The sequence below is a fragment of the Amycolatopsis sp. TRM77291 genome (assembly GCF_054166285.1).
In genome coordinates this window covers 4,130,880-4,147,401 of record NZ_JBSZHF010000001.1, presented here as the reverse complement: position 1 = coordinate 4,147,401, position 16,522 = coordinate 4,130,880, and the positions used below count along the sequence as shown (strand labels likewise).

At 69.9% G+C, this 16,522-nt stretch carries 15 protein-coding genes and 1 pseudogene; 15 read left to right on the top strand and 1 reads right to left on the bottom strand.

Annotated elements, in window-relative coordinates:
* The first annotated feature begins 82 nt into the window (after window positions 1-82).
* The 4 genes from ACXIZN_RS18990 (at window position 83) to ACXIZN_RS18975 (ending at window position 4,626) form a co-directional block, all read left to right on the top strand.
* A complete protein-coding gene (locus ACXIZN_RS18990) occupies window positions 83-1,024 on the top strand; it encodes a DUF389 domain-containing protein (RefSeq protein WP_457955973.1) in 942 nt (313 codons plus the stop codon).
* 79 nt (window positions 1,025-1,103) lie between these two features.
* Complete coding sequence (locus tag ACXIZN_RS18985) at window positions 1,104-2,291, top strand: phosphotransferase (RefSeq protein ID WP_457955972.1); 1,188 nt, start codon at window positions 1,104-1,106, stop codon at window positions 2,289-2,291.
* Between the two features lie 75 nt (window positions 2,292-2,366).
* Window positions 2,367-3,215, top strand: a complete 849-nt coding sequence (locus ACXIZN_RS18980; RefSeq protein WP_457955971.1) for an SGNH/GDSL hydrolase family protein — start codon at window positions 2,367-2,369, stop codon at window positions 3,213-3,215.
* Between the two features lie 43 nt (window positions 3,216-3,258).
* A complete protein-coding gene (locus tag ACXIZN_RS18975; protein WP_457955970.1) occupies window positions 3,259-4,626 on the top strand; it encodes a replication-associated recombination protein A in 1,368 nt (455 codons plus the stop codon).
* Window positions 4,627-5,070: 444 nt separating this feature from the next.
* Here the strand turns inward: ACXIZN_RS18975 and ACXIZN_RS18970 are convergent.
* Window positions 5,071-5,256, bottom strand: a pseudogene (locus ACXIZN_RS18970) (HNH endonuclease signature motif containing protein); the annotation flags it as partial.
* Between the two features lie 452 nt (window positions 5,257-5,708).
* On the opposite strand from ACXIZN_RS18970, the gene ACXIZN_RS18965 reads away from it, so the two are divergent.
* The 11 genes from ACXIZN_RS18965 to ACXIZN_RS18915 all read left to right on the top strand — a co-directional run bounded on the left by ACXIZN_RS18965 (window position 5,709) and on the right by ACXIZN_RS18915 (window position 16,518).
* Window positions 5,709-7,280 carry a purple acid phosphatase family protein gene (locus ACXIZN_RS18965; RefSeq protein WP_457955969.1) on the top strand — a complete coding sequence of 524 codons (1,572 nt, stop codon included), beginning with the start codon at window positions 5,709-5,711 and terminating at the stop codon, window positions 7,278-7,280.
* 68 nt (window positions 7,281-7,348) lie between these two features.
* Window positions 7,349-8,386, top strand: a complete 1,038-nt coding sequence (locus ACXIZN_RS18960) for a BMP family ABC transporter substrate-binding protein (RefSeq protein ID WP_457955968.1) — start codon at window positions 7,349-7,351, stop codon at window positions 8,384-8,386.
* Complete coding sequence (locus ACXIZN_RS18955; protein ID WP_457955967.1) at window positions 8,367-9,884, top strand: ABC transporter ATP-binding protein; 1,518 nt, start codon at window positions 8,367-8,369, stop codon at window positions 9,882-9,884. The genes ACXIZN_RS18960 and ACXIZN_RS18955 overlap by 20 nt, the downstream gene beginning before the upstream one ends.
* Window positions 9,881-10,885: an ABC transporter permease gene (locus ACXIZN_RS18950; protein WP_457955966.1), complete on the top strand. Its 1,005-nt coding sequence runs from the start codon at window positions 9,881-9,883 to the stop codon at window positions 10,883-10,885. The genes ACXIZN_RS18955 and ACXIZN_RS18950 overlap by 4 nt, the downstream gene beginning before the upstream one ends.
* Window positions 10,882-11,739, top strand: a complete 858-nt coding sequence (locus tag ACXIZN_RS18945; protein WP_457955965.1) for an ABC transporter permease — start codon at window positions 10,882-10,884, stop codon at window positions 11,737-11,739. Before ACXIZN_RS18950 ends, ACXIZN_RS18945 begins: the two co-directional genes overlap by 4 nt.
* Complete coding sequence (locus ACXIZN_RS18940) at window positions 11,736-12,464, top strand: nucleoside phosphorylase (protein WP_457955964.1); 729 nt, start codon at window positions 11,736-11,738, stop codon at window positions 12,462-12,464. Before ACXIZN_RS18945 ends, ACXIZN_RS18940 begins: the two co-directional genes overlap by 4 nt.
* Window positions 12,461-13,591 carry an acyl-CoA dehydrogenase family protein gene (locus ACXIZN_RS18935; RefSeq protein WP_457955963.1) on the top strand — a complete coding sequence of 377 codons (1,131 nt, stop codon included), beginning with the start codon at window positions 12,461-12,463 and terminating at the stop codon, window positions 13,589-13,591. Before ACXIZN_RS18940 ends, ACXIZN_RS18935 begins: the two co-directional genes overlap by 4 nt.
* Window positions 13,591-14,601: a methylthioribose-1-phosphate isomerase gene (locus ACXIZN_RS18930; protein ID WP_457955961.1), complete on the top strand. Its 1,011-nt coding sequence runs from the start codon at window positions 13,591-13,593 to the stop codon at window positions 14,599-14,601. Before ACXIZN_RS18935 ends, ACXIZN_RS18930 begins: the two co-directional genes overlap by 1 nt.
* Complete coding sequence (mtnC, locus tag ACXIZN_RS18925) at window positions 14,598-15,314, top strand: acireductone synthase (RefSeq protein WP_457955959.1); 717 nt, start codon at window positions 14,598-14,600, stop codon at window positions 15,312-15,314. Before ACXIZN_RS18930 ends, mtnC begins: the two co-directional genes overlap by 4 nt.
* Window positions 15,311-15,943: a methylthioribulose 1-phosphate dehydratase gene (gene mtnB, locus ACXIZN_RS18920; RefSeq protein ID WP_457955957.1), complete on the top strand. Its 633-nt coding sequence runs from the start codon at window positions 15,311-15,313 to the stop codon at window positions 15,941-15,943. The genes mtnC and mtnB overlap by 4 nt, the downstream gene beginning before the upstream one ends.
* Complete coding sequence (locus tag ACXIZN_RS18915) at window positions 15,940-16,518, top strand: 1,2-dihydroxy-3-keto-5-methylthiopentene dioxygenase (protein ID WP_457955955.1); 579 nt, start codon at window positions 15,940-15,942, stop codon at window positions 16,516-16,518. Before mtnB ends, ACXIZN_RS18915 begins: the two co-directional genes overlap by 4 nt.
* The last annotated feature ends 4 nt before the right edge of the window (window positions 16,519-16,522 follow it).

Here is a 16,522-nt window from a genome sequence, read left to right as displayed (position 1 = left end):
CCGCGGCTCCCGCGCCGATCACCGCGGAGCAGCGCAAGGAGGCGGGCATCGACGCCAAGCCCGCGCCGCCCGTCAAGAACTGATGCTCCACCTCAGGGCCGTGTGCCCGCCGGACCGGACCGAAGAAGCGATCCGGATCCTGCGGGCACACGCCGGGACGGCGCACCTCGTGGTGCACCGCGGGGTGGCGGTCGCGCCCGAAGGCGACCTGATCGAGGCGGACATCGCACGCGAGGCGACCGACGACATCATCGAGTCGCTGTGCGGTCTCGACCTCGACCACACCGGCGGGATCACGCTTGAAGCGCTGGACACCGCGGTGTCCGACGCCGCCGACAAAGCGGAGGAGGCGGCGCCGGGTGAGGCCGCGGACGCGGTGGTGTGGCAGGAACTCGTCGGCCGCACCGGCGAGGAGTCGCGCCTCACTTGGACATTTCAGGCGTTCCTGACCATCGCGTGCCTGCTGGCGTCGGTCGGTGTCGTCACGAACTCGGCGGTCACCATCGTCGGCGCCATGGTCGTCGGGCCGGAATTCGGCCCGCTGGCGGCCATCGCGGTCGGTCTGGTGCTGCGCCGGAAGGATCTCGTGAAGCAGGGCGCCCTCGCGCTGCTCGGCGGCTTCCCGATCGCGATGGTGATCACCCTCGGTGTGGTGCTGGTGGGCAACGCCACCGGCGTGCTGGAGGTCAGCAAGCTCGCCGACAACCACGAGGTCGATTTCGTTTACCAGGTGGGGATCGCGTCGCTGATCGTCGCGCTGCTCGCCGGGGCGGCCGGGATGCTTTCCATGACTTCGGCCAAATCCGCCGCGCTCGTCGGCGTGTTCATCTCGGTGACGACCGTTCCCGCGGCGGGTTACGCGGTGGTCGCGGCGGTTGCCGGTCAGTGGGAACGGTGCCTTTATTCGGCCGGTCAGCTGCTGGTCAATCTCATCGGAATCGTTGCAGCTGCGGCCATTGTGCTGACAATGCGCCGTCGTGGGCAACGATCGAGGGTGACGGAACGTCCGCTTTCACGCGGATGAGTCCCAGATCGCGCCAGTGCGCGCGATTGCCCGGATCTCAGTGGTCATGGTTGCTCAGTCACGAGTAGGGTCGGTGGCAATGACAGTCGATACCTCCTCTGCCGACGATTCGACCGTCGGAGCTGGAGCCGAAACCCTCGCCATCGCGGCCGCGGTCGCCGCGGGCGAGTCGGTCCTTTCGCGCCGATTCGGCAGCGCGATCACCCTCGTGGCCCCCGAAGACCTCGCCGGCAGCGGCCCGGCGACGGTCGTGCGGGCGCGGGTGGCGTCGTCGCCGTTCGCGCTGCCGCGCACCCTCGTCATCAAGCACTACCCCGACCAACCCGAACCGGGGCGGCCCGACCCGTTCGCGCAGGAGGCGGTCAGCTACCAGCTGTTCACCGCGCTCGCGCCGGAGGACCGGATGTGCCCGGAGCTGCTGGCCCACGACGGCCGGGACCGGGTCCTGGTGATCGAGGACCTCGGCGGCGTCCCGACGCTGCACGACAAGCTCCACGCGCGGGACGCGCGCGGCGCCGAACGCGCGCTGCTGTCCTGGGCCCGGTCGCTGGGCAGGCTGCACGCGAGCACGGCGAGCCGCGAGCCCGATTTCAACGCGCTGCTGCGCCGTCTCGGCGGCCCGGTCAAGAACGAGGACGCGCCGCTGCCCGCGGTCTGTGCCCAGTTGCCGGGGCTGCTGGAGGAACTGCTCGACGTCGAGACGCCGGAGCCGGTGCAGCGGCGGGTCATGGAGGTCGCCGAGCGGGCGGGTTCGCCGTCGTACCGCGCGTTCAGTCCCGTGGATCTCAGCCCGGACAACAACCTCGTGACCAGCGGGGGAGTGCGGTTCCTCGACTTCGAACGCGGCCGGGTGCGCAGCACCCTGATGGACGCTGCGTATCTGCGGCTCCCGTTCGCGTCGAGCGAGGACGCGCTGGCGCTGCCGCCGGGGATGAGCGAGGCGATGATCGCGGCCTGGCGGGCCGAGGTCGTCTCGGTCTGGCCCGGGCTCGCGGACGAGGACGCGCTGGCCGAGCACCTGATGGACGGTCAGCTCCTCCTGCTGTGGGTCATCACGTGGGAGATCCTCCCGGAGCTGGACCTGGACCGGCACGCCACGCCGATCAGCCGGGAGGCCGCGCTGGTGACCTGGTGGCGGGAGCTGGCCAAACATTCGCTGCGCGCCCGCCTGACCCATATCTCCGAGCACGCCACCAGGGTCGCGGCCGCACTCGGCGCGAGGCTGGGGCCGCACGCGGATCTCGCCTTCTATCCGGCGTTCCGGTAACCGCCGCACGGACTTTTCGCTCGACCGTCCTCACCGCGTTACCCAGGCATCACCACGGGTGAGTCTGCGTGGCCGATGGTGGCTACCGTGACCGTGATCAGTGTCGAAGTCACTCCGAGTCCCGAACCTCTCCTCCCTCCCGCGCCCGCCGTACCGCGGTCGGCGCGCAGACTGGTCGTGCTCGGCGATTCCACGGCCGTGGGCCTTGGCGACCCGCTGCCGGATCGAGGCGGCTGGCGCGGGGTCGGCCCGCTCGTCGCCGAAGCGCTGGGCGTCGAGCCGGACGGCTACCTGAACCCGTCGTTCACCGGCGCGCGCATGGGCTGTGTGCTGACGAAGCAGCTCCCCGCGGCCGTCGCGCACCGGCCGGACGTCGCGCTGGTGGTGGCGGGTATGAACGACACGCTGCGCCCCGATTTCAGCGCCGAGAAGATCGCCGCGGACCTCACCGAGGTGATCCACGCCCTGGCCGCCGCCGGAACCACCGTGGTCCCGGTGCGGTACCACGACCACGGCAAGGTGTTCCGTCTTCCGCAGTCGCTGCGCCGGGCGTTGAGCCAGCGGGTGGCCGAACTGAACGCCGCCATCGACGAGGTCGTCGCACGTGAGGGCGTGCCGTGTCTCGACCTCGAACTGCTGCCCGGCGCCTACGACCTCACCGCGTGGAGCGTCGACCGGCTGCACCCGTCGGAACTCGGTCACCGGATGCTGGCGACCGGGTTCACCGAACGGCTGGCCGAGGCCGGGTTCGCGGTACCGCGGCCGGTCAGCCTGACCTGCTCGGGAGGCGTGGAGCCGAGTACCGCCGGGCACGTCGGCTGGCTGGTGCTCAAGGGCATCCCGTGGGTGTGGCGGCGCGGGCGCGAGTTCGTGCCGTACGCGGCCGTGATCATGTGGCACGCGTTCCGGGAGCGGCTGCGCTGACCTGTGGCCGGAACCGTCGGTGGGTGCGGCTACCGTCGACACCGTGGCACAGGACGAACTCTTCACCGTGAACCCCGACCTCGGGCCGCCGCCGGAGCCGGCCGAGCCGAGGGAGACCGCTGTTCCGGCGGGCTCACCGCTGGCGGTGCGGATGCGGCCGCGTTCGCTCGACGAGGTCGTCGGCCAGCAGCACCTGCTGCGTGAGGGCGCGCCGCTGCGGCGGCTCGTCGAAGGCGCCGCTCCCGCTTCCGTGCTGCTCTACGGTCCGCCGGGGACGGGTAAGACCACGCTCGCGAACCTGGTCTCGGCCGCGACCGGCCGCCGCTTCGTGGCGATGTCCGCGCTGTCGGCTGGGGTGAAAGAGGTGCGCGGAGTCATCGAAGAGGCCCGTCGCCGCCGGAACTACAACGCCGAGAACACGGTGCTGTTCATCGACGAGGTCCACCGGTTCTCCAAGACGCAGCAGGACGCCCTGCTCGGCGCAGTGGAGGACCGGACAGTGCTGCTGGTGGCGGCCACCACGGAGAACCCGTCGTTCTCCGTCGTCTCGCCGCTGCTTTCACGGTCGCTGGTGCTGCAGTTGCGGCCGCTGACCGACGCCGACATCGTCGCGCTGATCGAACGCGCCCTGACCGACGAACGTGGCCTCGGCGGCGAACTCACCCTGACCGAAGACGCGCGGGAACATCTGGTGCGGCTGGCCTCCGGTGACGCGCGGCGCGCGCTCACCGCGCTGGAAGCGGCAGCGGACGCGGCGAGCGCGACCGAGGCCAAAACGATCGACCTCGCCATCGTCGAGTCCACAGTGGACAAGGCGGCGGTGCGCTACGACCGCGACGGCGATCAGCACTACGACGTCATCAGCGCGTTCATCAAATCCATCCGAGGGTCCGATGTGGACGCCGCGCTGCACTATCTGGCACGGATGATCGAGGCGGGGGAGGATCCGCGGTTCCTGGCCCGGCGTCTGGTCGTGCACGCGAGCGAGGACATCGGCATGGCCGATCCGACGGCGTTGCAGTCGGCCATCGCGGCGGCGCACGCGGTGCAGTTCATCGGCATGCCGGAAGGCCGTCTCGCGCTGGCGCAGGCGACCGTGCACCTGGCGACGGCGCCGAAGTCGAACGCCATCATCACCGGTATCGACGCCGCGCTCAGCGACGTCCGGTCCGGGCGGATCGGGACGGTGCCGCCGCATCTGCGGGACGGGCATTACGCGGGGGCGGAGAAACTCGGCAACGCGAAGGGCTACCGGCATCCGCAAAAAGTGCAGGAAGGTGTTCTGGCGCAGCAGTATCCGCCGGACGAGCTGGTGGGACGGGACTACTACGAGCCGACGCAGCGTGGGGCGGAGCGGACGTTGTACGAGCGGGTGCCGAAGCTGCGGCGGACGGTCCGAGGTGAGCGTTAGTTCCGCGTGCGGAGTGAGGCGCCTGTCTGGTGCGCGAGATCTGGAGCAAGCTGCGCGTCCGGCAGTCAGGTCCAGCTGCCGTGCCTGATTGGCCCGGGCGCGTAGGACGGTTCGGGACGTTGGCGACTGTTGGCCTTGATCGAGGGACGTTGAGTGGCCCGGCTCTTTTCGGTCGTGACTGGTCCATTGGTGATGGGACTGTGTGGGTTTCGGGACATCTGATGTCCCGAAACCCGCACGGTCGTGCGTGGTCGGTCCGGTCATGAGGTTTTCGGTGATGGATGGTCGGGTTCCGCGGAGCCGGTTCGCTCGTGCGTCCACGATGCCTGTCTCGGTCGTTGATGAAGGATTTGGGACGTTGAGTGTCCCTTCGTCAACGACGGTAGCGTCCGGCGGGCATGCCGAAGGGCCCGTCGCCGGTGTGACCGACGGGCTCCTCGACGTTCAGCGGTGATGCAAGGTATTGCGGCGAGGTTGCCGAAGCGGATCCCGATACTGAGGCGGAATGAACTCGGGTAACCCATCGGCCGCCATCCGTACTTCCCAATCACCGTGATGAATCAGCCGGTGGTGGAAACCGCACAGGAGCACGAGATTGCGGAGGTCGGTGGGTCCGTTGTCTGCCCAGTGGATGNCGGACACGCCTTCATAATACCGAAAACCATCGAACAGATGTTCGTAATTTTAAGCGACAAGCGAAACGCGCATACAACACTGAAGGGTGATGTGGCTGCGCAGGGGATCACGCAAAGAAAGCGGACCGCATTTAGCCGACTAAACGCGCGGCTGCTCGCGGGGCCGCCACGGTCGTGGCATCGGCACCCGTGAAGGCTGCGCAAGGAACGCATTTAGTCGACTAGATGCCGAGTGCATTTAGTCGACTAAATGAGGGACGCATTTAGCCTGCTAAGCGAGGGTGTAATTAGTCAGCTAAATGCGGAAAGCAATTAGTCGGCTAAATGCACGAGGCGGGAAGGGTAAAGGAAGCTTGGGGAAGCCTTGAGTCCATGATGGACAGTTCGACCACTCCCGTTCGTCTCGTCGTCGTGAGCCGAACACATCCGTCGGCGACCATCCCGCGTATGGAAATCCCCAGGGTCGGTGTCCCCGACGCGCTGGCCTCGTACCTCACGATGGCCGAGCAACACGAGTTCCTGAGCCGCCGCACGATCCTCAAGGGCGCCGTCCTCGCCGCCGGACCGCTTCTCTTGCAGGGCACCGCGTACGCCGACGGCGACAAGGTCGTCCCCGCGGGACGGCACATCGCGTTCGGCCGGAATCCGCGGACGTCGATGCGGGTCGCGTGGCAGGTGCCGGCGCCGGTGCGGAAGCCGTTCCTGCGGATCGCCGACGGGCACGGCGGATGGAGTCACCGCATCCCGGCCGAGGTTCGCGCGCTGCATTCCGAGGTCGCCGGGGTCATCGCGCCGTACGACCAGTACTACCTGCACGCCGAGGCCGATCACCTCTGGCCCGGTCACACCTACCGGTACGCCGTCGGGCACGAGGGTTTCGACCCGGCGTCGGGCGACGGCGGGCCCGCCGCGATCTCGACGTTCACCACCGCGCCCGCCCGGGGGATCCCGACGGGCAAGTTCACCTTCACCGCGTTCGGTGACCAGGGCGTTTCGACGACGGCGCTCGCGCAGGACGGTGCGGTCGCGCGGCAGAACCCGCGTTTCCACCTGCTGGCGGGCGACATCGCGTACGCCGACCCGAGTGGCGCGGGCAAGCCGCCCGGTAATAAGCCCGACACCGACCACGACCTCTTCGACCCCAAGGTCTGGGACGCCTACTACCGGCAGATCGAGGGTGTCGCCGCGTCCGTGCCGTGGATGGTCACCACCGGCAATCACGACATGGAGGCCCTCTACTCGCCCGACGGCTACGGCGGCCAGGTCAAACGCTGGGACTTCCCCGGCGGCGGCCCGCACGACTGCCCCAGTGTGTACTCGTTCATCTACGGCAACGTCGGGGTGATCTCCCTCGACGCCAACGACGTCTCCTACGAGATCCCCGCCAACCTCGGCTATTCGCACGGCTCCCAGACGGCGTGGCTCAAGCGCCGCCTGCGGTATCTGCGGTCGCAGCCGGACGTCGACTTCATCGTGGTGTTCTTCCACCACTGTGCCTACTCGACGACCAACCAGCACGCCTCCGAGGGCGGCGTCCGTGAGCAGTGGGTCCCGTTGTTCGACAAGTACCGCGTCGACCTCGTGATCAACGGCCACAACCACATCTACGAGCGCACCGACGCCCTCCGTGGCGGCAAGGTGACCCGGGAAGTCAAGATCGGTGACACGGTCGAGCCGGACCGCGACGGCACCGTGTACGCGACCTGCGGTGGTGGCGGGAAGAGTCTCTACAGCTTCCCGGTGCCCGACACGTTCGCGGGGGAGTTCCAGTCGTACCACTGGGTCCAGGGCGGTGAGAAGGTGACTGAGACCGTGTCCTGGTCGCGGGTGCGCTACACCGGTTACTCGTTCCTCGCGATCGACGTCGAGCCCGCCTGGTCCGGCCGCCGGACGACGCTCACCGTGCGGACCCTGCGCAACGACGGCGCCGAGATCGACCGGTTCACCCTGCGCCGCACCGCCGGTCTCCACCGGCCGAGGCAAGTGTCGGTCCTCGGCGCGGATCTCGGGGATGTATAACGACCTACACGGTTCCGCATGATGGGACTCGGTGTCATATCGTGGACCGGAGACATAAAGTCCGGGACATGTCGCCGAGAACCCTCCTGCGGGCCGTCATGGCCGTTTCCGCCGCCACGCTCCTCGCCGCGTGCAACGCCTCGGCCAAGGACCCGGCCGCCCAGAACGCCGCCGGTCCCGCGCTGGTCCTGATCACGCCGAGCCCGGTCGGCGTCAACGACTTCCTCAAGCTCGCCGTCCAGGGCATCGAGGACTCGGCCAAGAAGCACAACGGGACGCAGAAGGTGTACCAGAGCACCGATCCGGCGTCGATCCAGCAGAACCTCGCGGCCGCGGTGCGCGAGAAGCCCGCCGTGATCGTCGCAGTCGGCTTCAACTTCGCCGACGCGATCGCGGCCGAGGCCGAACGCAACCCGGAGCAGAAGTTCCTCTTCGTGGACTCCTGCACGGCGAAACCGTTCCCGAACGTCACCTGCGCGGTGTTCCGCGAGCACGAGGGCAGCTACCTCGCCGGTGCCGAGGCCGGGCTGCTGAGCAAGAGCGGCAAGGTCGGCGCGGTCGTCGTGCTCGACGCGCCCCAGTTCCGCCGGTACTCGATCCCGTTCGGGCAGGGCGCCGAGAAGGCCAAGCCCGGTACCACGCTGGCCCCGCTGTTCATCGGCGGCGCGAACCCGTTCAACGACCCGGCCCGCGCGAAGGCCCTGGCCGCCACGCTCGCCGGCCAGGGCGTCGACCACGTCATGGGCGCGGCCTCCGCGGCGGGCAACCTCGGTGTGTTCGAGGCGGCCAAACAGGGCGGGTTCTTCGCGTTCGGCGTCGACGCCAACCAGTGCCCGGCCAGCCCGGGACAGGTCGTGGACAACGTCATCAAGCGCACCAACGTCGTCGTCGGCGACGGGGTCGACGCGATCCTCGGCGGCAAGACCGGCGAGACGAAGTCCTACGGCCTCAAGGAGAAGGGCATCTCCCTGACCGGGCTGGAGCCGGACGCCGCGACGTCGCAATGTGTCGTCGCGAGCCACCCCGACGTGCTGGCCAAGGTCGGCGAGCTGCGGGACCAGATCATCTCGGGCGCGATCGTCGTCGATGACCCCGCCAAGTCCTGACGCCGTCTCACTCCGGGGGATCGTCAAGCGGTTCCCCGGAGTGCTCGCGAACGACCACGTGGACCTCGACGTCGGCAGGGGCGAGATCCACGCACTGATGGGCGAGAACGGCGCGGGCAAGTCGACGCTCATGTCCGTGCTCTACGGTCTGCACCGGCCCGACGAGGGCACGATCTCGCTGCACGGCGAGGAAGTCTCCTTCGGCTCGCCCGCGCAGGCCATCGACGCCGGTGTCGGCATGGTGCAGCAGGGTTTCGCGCTGTTCGGCGAACTCACCGTCACCGAGAACGTCGTGTTCGGCAGCGAACCGACCCGCCGCGGCCTGCTCGACCGCAAGGCGGCGACGGCCCGCGTCACCGAACTGATCGACCGGCACGAGCTGCGGCTGCGGCCAGGTGACCGGGTCCGTGACCTGCCGGTCGGGCTCCGTCAGCGCGTCGAGATCCTCAAACTGCTGTACCGCGAGGCCGGCGTCCTGATCCTCGACGAACCCACCGCCGTGCTGACCCCGCCCGAGACCGAGCGGTTGTTCGGTGTGCTGCGCGCTCTCGCGGCCGAGGATCGCACGATTCTGCTGGTGTCGCACAAACTCCAGGAGGTCCTCGCGGTCAGCGACCACGTCACGGTGCTGAGGGACGGCCGCGTCAGTGCCCGCGGGCGCACCGCGGACCAGACGGCCGCCGGGCTCGCCGCGGCGATGACCGGCCGCGAGGTCGACCTCGATCGTGCCCATCCGGCCGGGACGCCCGGTGACACGGTCCTCGAAGCCCGTTCCCTGACAGTTCCCGGAACGGAAGGAAAACCGTTGCTGGACAACGTGTCCCTGACCGTGCGTGCCGGGGAGATCGTCGGTGTCGCCGGGGTTGCGGGTAACGGGCAGGCCGAGCTTTCCGGCGCCATCACCGGTCTCCTGAAGACCGGCGGCACCATCGTCCTCAAAGGACAGAAGCTCGACGGACTGTCGGTCCGCGCGCGGAGGGATGCCGGGCTCGCCCACGTCCCGGAAGATCGCGCCGAGGTCGGCTCGGCGCCCACGGCGAGCCTCCGGGAGAACCTCGCCGTCGGCTTCCACCGCAAGCGCCCCCTGGTGCGCAAGGGATTCCTGCGACGCAAGGCGATCGGCGATCACGCGTCGGCGATCATCGAGGACTACGACGTCCGCGCGTCCGGCACCGCCGCCGTGATGGGCACGCTGTCCGGCGGTAACCAGCAGAAAGCGATCTTCGGCCGCGAACTCACCCACGACGTGCCGTTCCTGCTGGTCGAACAGCCCACGCGTGGCGTCGACGTCGGCGCGATCGAGAACATCCACGCGAGGCTCGTCGCCCATCGCGACGCCGGGCACGCCGTCCTGCTGATCTCCGCCGAACTCAGCGAGATCCTCGCGCTCTCGGACCGCGTGCTGGTGCTGTTCGAGGGGCGGATCGTCGCGGAGTTCACCAAGGACGAGGCCGATCAGCACACGATCGGCCTCGCGATGGCCGGAGGTGCCGGATGACCCGCGTCCGCCTCGTCGCCGTCCCGGTCGCCGCCGCGCTCGTGCTCGGCGCGATCCTGTTGCTGGCCACCGGAACCGACCCGCTGGCCGCGTACGGCGCGATCCTCTCCGGCGCGTTCGGTCCCGACGGCATCGGCGACACCCTCGCCTACGCCGTCCCGGTCGCCGGGATGGCGACCGCGCTCGCGATCCCGCTGCGCGCGGGCATGGTGAACCTCGGCGGCGAGGGACAGCTCGTGCTCGGCGCGGTCAGCGCGCTCGCCGTCGGCCTGTACGTCCCCGGCCCCGGGCCGGTCAAGGTGATCCTCGCGCTGCTCGCGGGCGTCCTCGCCGGAGCCGCGTACGCCGCGCTGGCCGCGGTCTGCGAGAACCGGCTCGGCGTCCCGTTGCTGATCAGCACGCTGTTGCTGAGCTATCCGGCGATGTCGCTCGCCGGGTATCTGGTGCGTTTCCCGATGAAGGACGCCGGTTCCAGCCTGCCGCAGAGCCCGCAGCTGACCGAAGGCGCGCGGCTGCCCGAGATCGACGGCGTGACGACCGGGATCTTCCTGGTGGTGGCGGTCATCGCGGTCTACACGGTGATCGACGCCCGCACTCCCGCCGGTTTCGAGACGAAGGTGACCGGCTGGGCGCCGCGGTTCGCCGTCTACGCCGGGATCGACCGGCCGAAGCTCACCCTGCGGCTACTGGCCGCCTCGGGCGGGACGGCCGGGCTGGTCGGTGCGATCGCCGTCCTCGGTTTCCCGTACCGGTTCATCGACGGCGCGCTGATCACGCCGCAGTACACCTGGATCGGCTTGCTCGCGGCGCTGCTCGCCGGGGCCAGCCCGCTCGGGACACTGCTCGCGGCGGTCTTCTTCGCGGCGCTGACCAGCGGCGGGTTCGCGATGGAACGCGCCACCCAGGTCCCGCGCGAACTGACCGCCGTCCTGCAAGCGGTGCTCATCATCTTCCTGGCGGCGACCTCGGGCGTCTTCAAGCGGAAGGCGAGGCGGGCATGATCGACGCGAGCCTGTTCTCCTCGGCGCTCACCGCGCTGACGCCGATCCTGTTCGCCGCGCTCGCGGGGGCGCTGTGCCAGCGTGCCGGGGTCTTCAACATCTCGCTGGAGGGTTCACTCCTGGTCGGCTGCTTCGGCGCCGTCGCCGGGAGCTGGTACACCGGGAGCGCGTGGATCGGCGTCGTCGTGGCGGTGATCGCGGCGACGGCGTACTCGCTGATCCTCGCGATCGGTTCGATCACCTTCGACGGTGATCCGATCGTCCTGGGCGTCGCGAGCAACCTGCTCGCGGTCGGCCTGACGAGCTTCCTCATCCGCACCGTCTTCGGCACCGAAGGCTCGTTCAGCGATCCGTCGTTGCGAGGGCTGGGCCGGTTCGGGCCGATCCCGGGGCAATCGTTGCTGGTCTACCTGTCTTGGCTGGCCGTGCCCGCGCTCGCGGTGCTGCTGTACCGGCATCCGTGGGGGCTGCGGCTGCGCGGCGTGGGCGAGCGCCCGGAGGCCGCGTCCAGCCTCGGCGTCAACGTGACCAAGTACCGCTACGGGGTGATCCTCGCCGGGGGAGCGTTGTGCGGTCTCGGCGGCGCGCAACTGGCGCTCGGCTCGGTGACGCTCTTCGCCGAGAACATGACCGCGGGCCGCGGCTGGATCGCCGTCGTCGCGGTCATGCTGGGCCGCGCGCATCCGCTCGGCGTGCTGCTCGCGGCGCTGCTGTTCGGCCTCGCCGAGGCGTTCGGCTTCCGGCTCCAGGGAATCGGGCTGCCGCAGCAGGCCACCGACGCCGCCCCGTACGTCGTCACGCTCGTGGCGCTGTTCCTGTCGAATCTCAAGCGCAAGAAGGGACAGCCCGCGTGAGCGACGTCCTGCCCATCACCAAGATCCCCCGGCACGGACTGCCGCCGCGTGCGCTGGTCGTGGGCGACCCGGACCGCGCGACCACTGTGGCCGGATCGCTGGAGAACGCCGTCCTGGTCGGCCAGAACCGCGAGTATCGCAGCTACACCGGCACCTGGAAGGGTGTCGCGGTCGTCGTGTCGTCGCACGGTGTCGGCGGCCCTGGCGCGTTGTGCCAGTTCGGTGAGCTGGCCGAGGCGGGCGTCCGCACGTTCCTGCGGCTCGGCACCGCCGGGTCGCTGGCCGACGGGATCACCGACGGCGATCTCGTCATCGCCGAGGCCGCCGTCCGCGACGACGGCGTCACCCAGCAGCTGATCCATCCGGAGTACCCGGCGTTCGCCACCCCGGAGATCGTCGTGGCGCTGAGCCGCTCGGCACCGGAGGCGCACCGCGGCGTGGTGTGGACGCGGGCCGCGTTCAGCCCGCTGGTGCTCACCCTCCCGATGACCGAGTACTTGGCCGCGCGGGTGATCGCCATTGAGATGGAACTCTCCACGTTGCTGGTGTTCGCGGCATTGCGCGGCCTGCGGGCCGGTGGTGTGCTCGTGATCGACGGCGACGCGCGGCCCGAGCACCCCGACCCGTCGGCCTACGACCCGCATCGCGACGTCGTGGCCGAAGGGGTGGCGAGGGCGACCCGCGTGGCGCTGGACGCTCTCATCGACGTGGAAGGGGCGGAATGACCGAAGTGTGGCGAAAAGCGGCGCACGAGCTGGCGGGCACCCTGGCGGCGGACGCGGCCGAGCGGGACCTCGCCGGAGACCTCCCGGTGCACGAAGTCGGCCTGCTGCGCGAGTCCGGGCTCTTGCCCCTGCTCGACACCGCCGGCTGGGCGGCCGCGAACGAGGCCACCCGGATCGTCTCCGCCGCGGACGCGTCGGTCGGCCATCTGCTCGGCTACCACTACCTGCAGCTGTGGCGCACCGGCCTGTTCGGGCCGCGCGCGGCGAGCGAACCGGGCTGGTTCTGGGCGGGCGTGAGCAATCCGCTCGACGCCGCCCTGCTCCTGACCCCGGTCGACGGCGGGTTCACCGTCGAGGGCACCAAGACCTTCGCCACCGGCGCGGCCGTCGCGGATCGCCTGGTGGTCAGCGCGACGAGGACCGACAACGAGGAGAAGCTGACCTTCGTCGTCGACGCGCGGGCCGACGGGATCACCTTCCCCGGTGAGTGGGACAACATCGGCCAGCGGCTCACCGCGAGCGGCGCGGTGCGGTTCGAGGCCGTCCGCGTCGACGAGGACGACGTGCTCGGTGCCCAGCCGGAGGACCAGTCGGATCCGAAGGTGCCCCGCATCTCCTTGGCCGCGATCGGTTTCCAGCTCATGCTCGCGCAGGTGTACGTCGGCCTCGCGTTCGGCGCGCTCGACGCGGCGGCCGTCTACACGCGGGAGTCCGCCCGGCCCTGGACACTGTCCGATGTGGACAAAGCGGCGCAGGATCCGTACATCCTGGCCGGATACGGCGAGCTGGTCGCGACGGCGAGGGCGGCCGGATTCGCCGTCGACGCCGCGGTTTCCGCGCTCGGCGAGGCCGACGAGCGCGGGTTCGACCTGACCCCGGCCGAGCGTGCCGACGCGGCCATCGCGATCTCGTCCGCGAAAATCGTCGCGAGCCGGGCCGCGGTCGAAACCACCAGTAAGGTCTTCGAGTTCACCGGAGCGCGGGCAACGGCGACGAAGTACGGCTTCGACCGCTTCTGGCGCAACGCCCGCACGTTGACCCTGCACGACCCTGTGACGTACAAGGCGCGCGAGGTCGGCGACCACTTCCTCAACGGGATCCCGCCGTGCCTTTCGGGGTACAGCTGATGACGTTGCCGATCCTCGCCGAAAGCGTCCGTCTCGACGACGAAGGCGTGCACATCCTCGACCGCCGGGTGTTCCCGTTCAAGCGGGAATGGGTGCTCTGCCGGACTTCGGAAGAGGTCGCGGTGGCCATCGAAGAGATGGTCACGCAGTCTTCCGGGCCGTACTTCGCCGCGTTGGGCGCGATGGTGCTCGCCGCCCGCGAGGCGTCCGGGTTCGCCGACCCTCGGGCGTACCTGGAGCGGGCGGGGGAGCGGATCGTCGCGACCCGCAAGACCAACAACCATCTGCGCAAGGCCGTCGCCGCCGTACTGTCCGAAGTGGACAATTCGGCGGATGACCTCGTCGAAGCCGCGTCGAGGGGTGCGCGAGCAGGTGACGAATTGTATCGGTCGCGCAGCCGCGCGCTCGGTGAACACGCGGCCGCGATGGTGCCGGACAAGGCGACCGTGCTGACGCATTGCTGGGCGGACCTGTACCTGGTCGAATTCGTGCTCGCCGCGCGGCGGCAGGGCAAGGAGTTCTCCTTCCTGTGCACGGAAACCCGGCCGTATCTGCAGGGCGCGCGGCTGACCGCCGAGACGCTCGCCGAGATGGGCGCCGACACCCGGTTGATCACCGACGGGATGGGCGCCGCGGTGCTGTCCTCCGGCGAGGTCGGCGCGCTGGTGACCGCGGCCGACCGGGTCACCATGGACGGCCACGTCGTCAACAAGATCGGCACCCTGGGGCTCGCGGTGGCGGCGGAGGCGTTCGGCGTGCCGTTCCTCGCGATGGTCCAGGCACCCGACCAGGCCGCGCCGACCGGCGCCGACGTGCCGATCGAATACCGCGACGGCGACGAGGTGCTGAGCGCGCTCGGCCACCGCGTCGCCAGCGAACGCGTCCGTGGGCACTATCCGGCCTTCGACGTGACACCACCGCGGTTCGTGACCGCGGTGGTGACCGACCGCGGGGCCTTCGAGCCCGGACGGCTCCGTGAGTACTACGCAGAAGGGGAAGCGAACCAGTGACCGCAACGCTGACCGCCCGATGGGTGGTCCTCGACATCGAGGGCACGCTGACCGCCACCAGCTACGTGCACGTGACCCTCTACGACTACGCGCGCCCGCGGCTGGGCCCGTGGATCGACGACCACCCGGAGGACCCCGAAGTCGCCCGCGCTGTCGCCGAGATCAAGGAACTCGGCGGGCTCCCGGCGGACGCGTCCACAGTGGACGTCGTGCGGGTGCTGCACGGCTGGATGGACGCGGATCGGAAGATCGCGCCGCTGAAGACGTTGCAGGGGCTCATCTGGCAGCGCGGGTACGCCGAGGGCGACCTCACGACCGAGTTCTTCGGTGACGTCGCCCCGGCGCTGCGATCGTGGCACGAGTCCGGGCTGCGGCTCGCGGTGTTCTCCTCCGGTTCGGTCGCCGGGCAGATCGCGTCGTTCTCGCGGACCACCGACGGCGACGTCACCGGCCTGTTCGAGAAGCATTTCGACACCGTCAACGCCGGGCCGAAGCGCGAGGCGCCGTCCTATCGCGCGATCGCCTCCGCCCTGGACGCCGAGCCGGGCGACATCGTGTTCTTCTCCGACGTCCCCGCCGAACTCGACGGTGCCGCCGCCGACGGCTGGCAGACCGTCGGCCTCGCCCGCGAGGGTGAACCGTTCGGCGACGCCGATTTCGGGACACACCGGATGATCCGGACGTTCGACGAGGTGAAGGTCGTCCCTCGATGAGTCTTCTGGAGCTCGCCGGACGCGCGCTGGCCGAGGAGTCCGCCCGGCTCGCCGGGCTGGGCTGGATGCGGGGTACGTCCGGCAACCTCTCGGTGGTGCTCGGGCGCGATCCGCTGCGGGTCGCCGTCACCGTCAGCGGCCGGGACAAAGGTGAGCTGACCAGCGACGACGTCGTGGTGGTCGGCGAGGACGGGCTGGCCGTCGCCGACCAGCCGCATCCGGAGAAGGTGCCGTCGGCCGAGGCCGGGCTGCACGCCCGGATCGCGGCGGTGTCGGGCGCGGGAGCGGTGATCCACGTGCACGCGCTCGCGCCGGTGGTCGCCGCCGAGCACTGGCCGGACGGCGTCGAACTGCGGGACCTGGAGATGCTCAAGGGTTTCGGCCGCGCCGCGCACGACGACCTGGTGACCATCCCGGTGATCGCCAACGGCCAGGACATGCGTGTCCTCGGTGACGCGTTCGAGGCGGGGTTCCGGGCGGACACGCCGGCGGTGATCGTCGCGCGGCACGGGATCTACGTCTGGGGCGACGACCTGCGCCACGCGCGCCATCGCCTGGAATGTTTGGAGTGGTTGCTCCGGTTCCGGGTAGAGACAAGACTTGTCGGTGGAGAAAGGGGAGTGCGATGACCCTGCTGACCGTGTGGCCGGACGACCGGCCCGGCGAGATCGCGCTCAGGACCGAGGATCCGGCCGTGATCACCGGGGAACTGGGGCGGCTCGGCGTCCGCTTCGAACGGTGGGACCTCGTCCCGGATCTGCCGCGCGAAGTGACGCCCGAGCAGGTGCTGGCCGCCTACGAGGAGCCGATCGCCAAGGTCTCGGCGGCCGAGGGCTACACGTTCGTGGACGCCGTGCGCATGACCCCGTCGGACGAGCCCGGCTGGTCGGCCGAGGCCGCCGAAGCCCGGCAGAAGTTCCTCGCCGAGCACACCCACGACGATGACGAAGACCGCTTCTTCGCGCGGGGTGCCGGCGTGTTCTACCTGCACGTCGGGGGCAAGGTGTACGCGGTGCTGTGCGAGGCGGGGGATCTGCTGAGCGTGCCCGCGAACACCACGCACTGGTTCGACATGGGGACGCGGCCCGACTACGTGTCCATCCGGTTCTTCCACGACGACGGCGGGTGGGTCGGGAACTTCACGGGCGCCACGCTGGCGGGGGATTTCCCGGACTTCGACACGTTGACCGCCGGGCGCTACTGACCGC

Excerpts from the sequence above, each read along its gene's own strand:
- ACXIZN_RS18990 (WP_457955973.1), top strand. The coding sequence starts at position 83 with ATGCTCCACCTCAGGGCCGTGTGCCCGCCGGACCGGACCGAAGAAGCG.
- ACXIZN_RS18985 (WP_457955972.1), top strand. The coding sequence starts at position 1,104 with ATGACAGTCGATACCTCCTCTGCCGACGATTCGACCGTCGGAGCTGGA.
- ACXIZN_RS18980 (WP_457955971.1), top strand. The coding sequence starts at position 2,367 with ATGGTGGCTACCGTGACCGTGATCAGTGTCGAAGTCACTCCGAGTCCC.
- ACXIZN_RS18965 (WP_457955969.1), top strand. The coding sequence starts at position 5,709 with ATGGAAATCCCCAGGGTCGGTGTCCCCGACGCGCTGGCCTCGTACCTC.
- ACXIZN_RS18960 (WP_457955968.1), top strand. The coding sequence starts at position 7,349 with ATGTCGCCGAGAACCCTCCTGCGGGCCGTCATGGCCGTTTCCGCCGCC.
- ACXIZN_RS18955 (WP_457955967.1), top strand. The coding sequence starts at position 8,367 with ATGACCCCGCCAAGTCCTGACGCCGTCTCACTCCGGGGGATCGTCAAG.
- ACXIZN_RS18950 (WP_457955966.1), top strand. The coding sequence starts at position 9,881 with ATGACCCGCGTCCGCCTCGTCGCCGTCCCGGTCGCCGCCGCGCTCGTG.
- ACXIZN_RS18945 (WP_457955965.1), top strand. The coding sequence starts at position 10,882 with ATGATCGACGCGAGCCTGTTCTCCTCGGCGCTCACCGCGCTGACGCCG.
- ACXIZN_RS18935 (WP_457955963.1), top strand. The coding sequence starts at position 12,461 with ATGACCGAAGTGTGGCGAAAAGCGGCGCACGAGCTGGCGGGCACCCTG.
- ACXIZN_RS18930 (WP_457955961.1), top strand. The coding sequence starts at position 13,591 with ATGACGTTGCCGATCCTCGCCGAAAGCGTCCGTCTCGACGACGAAGGC.
- mtnB (WP_457955957.1), top strand. The coding sequence starts at position 15,311 with ATGAGTCTTCTGGAGCTCGCCGGACGCGCGCTGGCCGAGGAGTCCGCC.
- ACXIZN_RS18915 (WP_457955955.1), top strand. The coding sequence starts at position 15,940 with ATGACCCTGCTGACCGTGTGGCCGGACGACCGGCCCGGCGAGATCGCG.